Origin of the sequence: Corynebacterium gottingense, from assembly GCF_003693265.1 — a bacterium.
Taxonomy (GTDB): domain Bacteria; phylum Actinomycetota; class Actinomycetes; order Mycobacteriales; family Mycobacteriaceae; genus Corynebacterium; species Corynebacterium gottingense.
Genome location: NZ_RDRE01000044.1, coordinates 1 through 5,675 on the forward strand (window position 1 = coordinate 1; position 5,675 = coordinate 5,675).

The following is a 5,675-nucleotide window of genomic DNA, read 5'->3' on the forward strand; positions in this document are numbered from 1 at the left end:
GCGCTGTCCAGCAGCTGCAGATCGTCGGCGAGCGCGCCGGCGTGCAGACCTTTGCGCCGGATCCGGGTACGTCCATCGACTCCTACGAGCACGAGATGGGGTCCTCCCACGGCGACCCGGTCGCGGTGGCGCAGCAGGGTATCGAGCACGCGAAGCAGACCAAGCACGACGTGGTCATTATCGATACCGCGGGTCGCCTGGGCATCGACGAGACGCTGATGACGCAGGCGCGCAACATCCGCGACGCCGTCAACCCGGACGAAGTCCTCTTCGTCATCGACGCGATGATCGGCCAGGACGCGGTGAGCACCGCGCAGGCCTTCGCCGACGGTGTCGACTTCACCGGCGTGGTCCTGACCAAGCTGGATGGCGACGCCCGAGGTGGTGCCGCGCTGTCGATCCGCGAGGTGACCGGTAAGCCGATCCTGTTCGCGTCGACAGGCGAAAAGCTCGACGACTTTGACGTCTTCCACCCGGACCGCATGTCCAGCCGGATCCTCGGCATGGGTGACCTGCTCTCGCTGATCGAGCAGGCCGAGCAGACCTACAACGAGCAGGACGCCGAGGAAGCGGCGACCAAGCTCGCGTCCGGCGAGCTCACGCTCGAGGACTTCCTCAACCAGTTGCTCATGATCCGGCGCATGGGGCCGATTGGCAACCTGCTGAAGATGATGCCGGGCGGCAAGCAGATGAACCAGATGGCCGACATGGTGGACGAGAAGCAGCTCGACCGCATCCAGGCCATCATTCGCGGCATGACGCCGGCGGAGCGCGAGGACCCGAAGATCCTCAATGCTTCACGACGCAAGCGCATCGCCAAGGGCTCCGGTGTCGAGGTCTCCGACGTGAACCAGCTGGTGGAGCGCTTCTTTGAGGCGAAGAAGATGATGGGCAAGATGGCCGGCCAGTTTGGCATGGGTGGCGGCATGCCCGGTATGCCGGGGATGCCGGGTGGCCGCTCGGCAACCAAGAAGAAGCCGAAGGGCCGCAAGGGCAAGAATGGCAAGCGTAAGCCGCCGAAGCGCCGTGGTGGCGGCGGGATGCCAGGGATGCCGGGCATGCCCGGGATGCCAGGTATGGGCGGCGGCATGCCGGACATGAAGGAGCTGAAGAAGCTGCAGGAGCAGCTTCCTCCGGGGATGGACGGCATGGACCTGGACAACCTCGACTTCGGCGAAGCGATGAAGCGCATGGGGAAGAAGAAGTAACACTCGCCCCCTGCGGTGTGCGCTATATCACTGTAGGTTGTGCGGTATGGAGTTCCCATTCCACTTCCTGCGAACAAGTAGCGTCGTCACGTCTCGCTTCGACCAATTGGCGAAGGTTCTCAGGGGTGCGGATGTTGACGCGCTGCGCCGGCTCCCCGATCCAGAGATGGAGGCGTTTGCGCGTGATCTTTCGCGTGGGCTGCGGCAGGAGTTCGCGCCGACTCGTCTCATAACGGCCTCGGTGAACGGTCTCGATGCCCACTCGCTGAATTTCCTCTTTGTCGTGTGCTTGAAGCATCGCGTCTCGGCGTTTATCGGGGAATCGGATCTGTACATCGACGCCACTGGCGTCGATGGTGCGACCGCCGAATTTTCGGCGGTGACAAACTCGATCGCAACAGTCTGGTGCCAGGTGAGCGAGCGCACTCTGGACCGCGCTTTTGAGGATGCACTTCGAGCGCCGTCCGACATGGACACCTGGGTGCAAGTGCACAACTTCGGCGATAGCACTGCCGAGTTTGGTATCCGGATGCGCATGCACCTCCTGGACGACGGCCGTTTCACAATCGTGTGGACCGTTCGCGAGGACAACTCCGACCTACGGACCCTGACGGTTGCGACTTACGAGGAAGCCCGCGCCGTCCTGCTCGCGTTTGCGGATCATTGCCCGACCCTCAGTGAGTACGAGTGGACCAACGTCGACTTCGTCCCGCGTCTCTCTACCTGCGACCTCGTGCAACGCTCCCAGTACAGGTTGCGCCGGTTCGGGGCGATCCGCGACCTGCCGGCGGGCGTCATGGTGCGCCTGCACGACCGGCTCAATTTCTCTTTGGAATTTGGGCGGGACCACGACGGGCAGTGGCGCGCGACGATGCGCCACGCCTTGAACGGCGGTATGAGCCGCACCTTCGACACCGCCGGCGAGCTCCTCGAGGTTGCGGAAGCCTATGTCAACAACGAGCTCGGGGCGTTGCTCGAGTACTTCCCGGAGTCGTCTGAAATGGCATTGCCCGCCGCTCTCACCGTGACGGCGATGGTGCTTCCGGAACGCGCGGCGAGGTGGGCAAATTCGTCGATACGCGAGATGCACCGCGTGCGGGACACACACAACGGTGTGGCAGAGGGGGCGATGGCGGCATTCATTGCGCAGGTGAATCAGCAGGCACCGCATACGCTCGCGCTTGAGCAAAACAGCGTGGAAGCGCATGCCGTATCGACGATTTCTGTCCGCCGGCGTGGCTCGGTGCGGACCCTCGACCGGCTGGGCAACCTCGCGCAGCGCTACGGGGTGTCGCTGGTGCTTGACGGTGTACAAGTGTTGGTCAACCCCTCAGGCGCCGCAGCTGGAGGCGACGTGCGGTGCACCCTTGAGCTGTTTGACGGCGACAAGTGCGTGCATCGGTGGGTATCGGTGTCACCGGCTGCCTTCATGGAAGCGTCGATGGTGCACTTCAGCCATTGGCAGCTGCGACTGACCGTCGAGTCGCTCGAGCGTCCCGACCAGCGGCTGGTGCTCCTCGCGATCCCTCAGGACGCGGATCATGGCTCGTTTCTGCTGAAGGCCTACGGGCCCGGTTGGAGCATGCGGGCCGTCGCAGGGCTTTCGCAATACGAAGTCGCGGTCGTGTTCTTGAACGCCGCGGAGTCTCCACACGACACTATTGACTCAGTGCACTGGGAATCGGTGCGGACCGCGGACCTGGCCTTGCCGCGGCGTCCGTACATGCTCGGCTCCAACTCCGGTGACTCGACGACGTTGTACAGCGACGAGGCGTTGGCCACCTACCAGGAGGCGTTTGCCACAGCGGGCGTCGGCGACTGGATCGGAGTGACTGACAACCGTAGCCCCGAAGACTATTGCCGCGTGTTCCGCCACGATGCCCATGGATGGTACCGAGTGGAGTGGGGGTATAACAATGGCGCCGTCGAGCGCGGGCACGTGCTCACCCGCGACATCAACCGAGCGTACGAAGTCTTCCGGATGTACGTGGAGGATAACCGGGAGCTCATGCGCGCACTTGACTGGATCGTGGGGGACGAAGGGGCGCCAGGCGGGCAACGGTACGGGGCGCCGGAGCGCCTGTACGTGCTCCGTCCATCGACCAGCGTGCTCGCACACCACCATCGGCACGTGCAGGAGTTTTTCGCGGACCAGGAGCAGTTCGAGGAACAGGACGCATCGATGGAGGGTCTCGCGGGTGCGCTTGCGCACCTGCTGGGGCACGACGTGAAGGCGCAGCGCGTGCTCACCATCGATGCGCAGATGGACGATCCCCAGGTGTTTAACCGTGTCGTCGACCTTGCATTTCAGCATCGCGCCCTGGTGTTTCAGGCAGACTCCGGGTTGCTGGTCAACGGAACCGGGGTGGAAATGCACGAGGTCGGCTTCGCGGGGCTTCGCAATAGCATCGGCACCCTGTGGCAGCAGGTGTGCGAGCGCACTATTGATGTGGCCTTTGAGGACGCGCTGCGCGTGCCCGACCCCATCGGCGCGTGGGTCGAGGTGTACGCCGAGGGCCCGGAAGCGATGGCTGCACGCCTCGACGCCGACGGCTCGTGGACCCTCCGCTGGCGCCACGTGAACGGGGAAGATGCCGGACAGTACCGCTTGCTCACCCGCCGGGTGGCAGGCTACGCCCAGGCGCGTGAGCTGCTCCTGGCGTTTGCGGACCGGAGTCCGCTGCTCGACCGCCTCGGATGGGGCGAAGCCGCGCCGGCAGACGCCCACTTTGCCACGAGCGCTGGGGAGCGCAGCGAGCTCCCTCTGCGTCGGCTTGACGCGGTGCTCAATCTGCCGGAGGGCACGCTCGTGCGGCTCCACGACGGTCCAGGTGGCGCACTGGAATATGGGCGCGCTGGCAACGGTCAATGGGTAGCCACGCTGGAAACCGCACCATTTGCAACTGTGACCCGAGAGTTTTCCAGCGGCGCCGAACTGGTGGCGTTCGTGCACATGTACCTCGCGGCGGACGACGCGCAGGCAGAAGCGCTCTTCGGTCAGGACGCCCCGGTTCGTACACGGTCGCTGTGGGACAACGAGCTCACGGAGATCTCTACCATGATCCTCCCGCAGCGAGCCCAAGCATGGACCGATGCATCCGTCCTCCACTTCCACCGCATGCACGCGGACACCGCCGAGGACGCACCCGCCGAGCTTAAGACCTTCTTCTCCGAGCTGCAGCAAGCACATTCTGCACCCGGTGCGATCCGCGGGCGCGCCGGCAACGAGGTCGGGCTTCGCGCGATGACGCGTGCGTGGGTGCCCAAGGCCGCGCTCGACGGAGTCCTCGCGGACATCGTGCGCCTTGCGCCCCAGTACGGGGTCTCGGTCGTGCTCAACGAGGCGCACGTCTTCTACAACGCCACCGGAGGCGAGGAGACGCCGTTCAGCGGATTGACGCTCGGCGCGAACAACACGATCGTCCAGTTCTGGGTCGACGCCACCGTTCCCGCGTTCGCGCAGGGGTTGCAGCTTTTGTCCCGCGCGGACGAGCTCGTGGTCGCGGCCAGCATCACGCTCGACTCGGGCCGTGCGGAGCCGGACCTGCAGTACTACTGGCTCACCATCCGAGAAGCCCCGGGCGGCTATTCGGCCACGTACGAAATCCCGGGCGGCATTGTGTACTCGGTCGAGGGACTCGCGGAACCGGACGTGCTGCACCTCTACGCCACTATGGCGCAGTCGCCGGCTGCGGTCGTCGAAGCTGCCCAGTGGCACAGCGCGACGCGGGCACCGGACGCACCTTCCCGCTTCCAGATGCAGTCAAACCTCTTCGAGCCCGTGCCGCTCGACCCGGAGAACCTGGACGCGCTGCGCCGGGTGGAGTTGCCCACAAAGGGCGACTTCATCCAGGTGATGGATTCCGCTGTGGAGGGCGACTACGTCCTGGTGGTCAATGACAGCGGCGCGCTTCGCAGCCGGTTCGTGGTCGGGTGGGGCCACGACTTCGGGCAGATTGAGAATTTCCAGCGCAAGACGAGCAGCCTCGCCGAGGCCCTCGCGCTCGCCGAGCACTATGTTGCGGGCGATCGCCAGACGTTCGTGGCGCTGGGGTGGAAGCGTCGCAAAGTGCGCTAACGCCCCGAGCGGGCTGCTTATCGACGCCTACTCGCGTCCCAACATCGGCACCTCCGGTGCCTCCCCGTCGCCGGCGGGGACGTGCGCGTTTGGGTCGGGGAACAGCGGCGGGATGACGTACTCCGTGGGTGGCGCGCCTGCTGCGCCCTCGCCGTCTTGCCCCGGATCGGGCTGTGTGTAGGCGATGTCCAGCGTGTCAAAGACCCGGCGCAGCTCCTGCCACACCAGCGGCGTCAGCGTGGCCATGTACGCGTTCGAGATGTGGTTCTGGTCGCGGTAGACGTACACGTTGCCGATCTGGGGGCGGCACAGTTCGGCGTCGCAGAACCACCCGGCGGTGTCCACGCTGAACTGGTTGCGCGAGCCGTCGAGGTACTCGGCAGCCGGGT

The 5,675-nt window shown here is 65.2% G+C and carries 3 protein-coding genes; 2 read left to right on the forward strand and 1 reads right to left on the reverse strand.

What is annotated here, in order from left to right:
* A partial coding sequence (locus tag EAW56_RS10865) for a signal recognition particle protein (protein ID WP_122086531.1) occupies positions 1 to 1,208 on the forward strand: 1,208 nt, incomplete at its 5' end.
* Positions 1,209 to 1,254: 46 nt separating this feature from the next.
* Positions 1,255 to 5,286 carry a hypothetical protein gene (locus tag EAW56_RS10870; protein WP_122086533.1) on the forward strand — a complete coding sequence of 1,344 codons (4,032 nt, stop codon included), beginning with the start codon at positions 1,255 to 1,257 and terminating at the stop codon, positions 5,284 to 5,286.
* A gap of 27 nt (positions 5,287 to 5,313) precedes the next feature.
* Here the strand turns inward: EAW56_RS10870 and EAW56_RS12745 are convergent.
* On the reverse strand, positions 5,314 to 5,675 hold a 362-nt coding region (locus tag EAW56_RS12745), incomplete at its 5' end, for an SGNH hydrolase domain-containing protein (RefSeq protein WP_341867426.1).

Coding starts and splice junctions, on each gene's coding strand:
- EAW56_RS10870 (WP_122086533.1), top strand. CDS start 1,255: ATGGAGTTCCCATTCCACTTCCTGCGAACAAGTAGCGTCGTCACGTCT.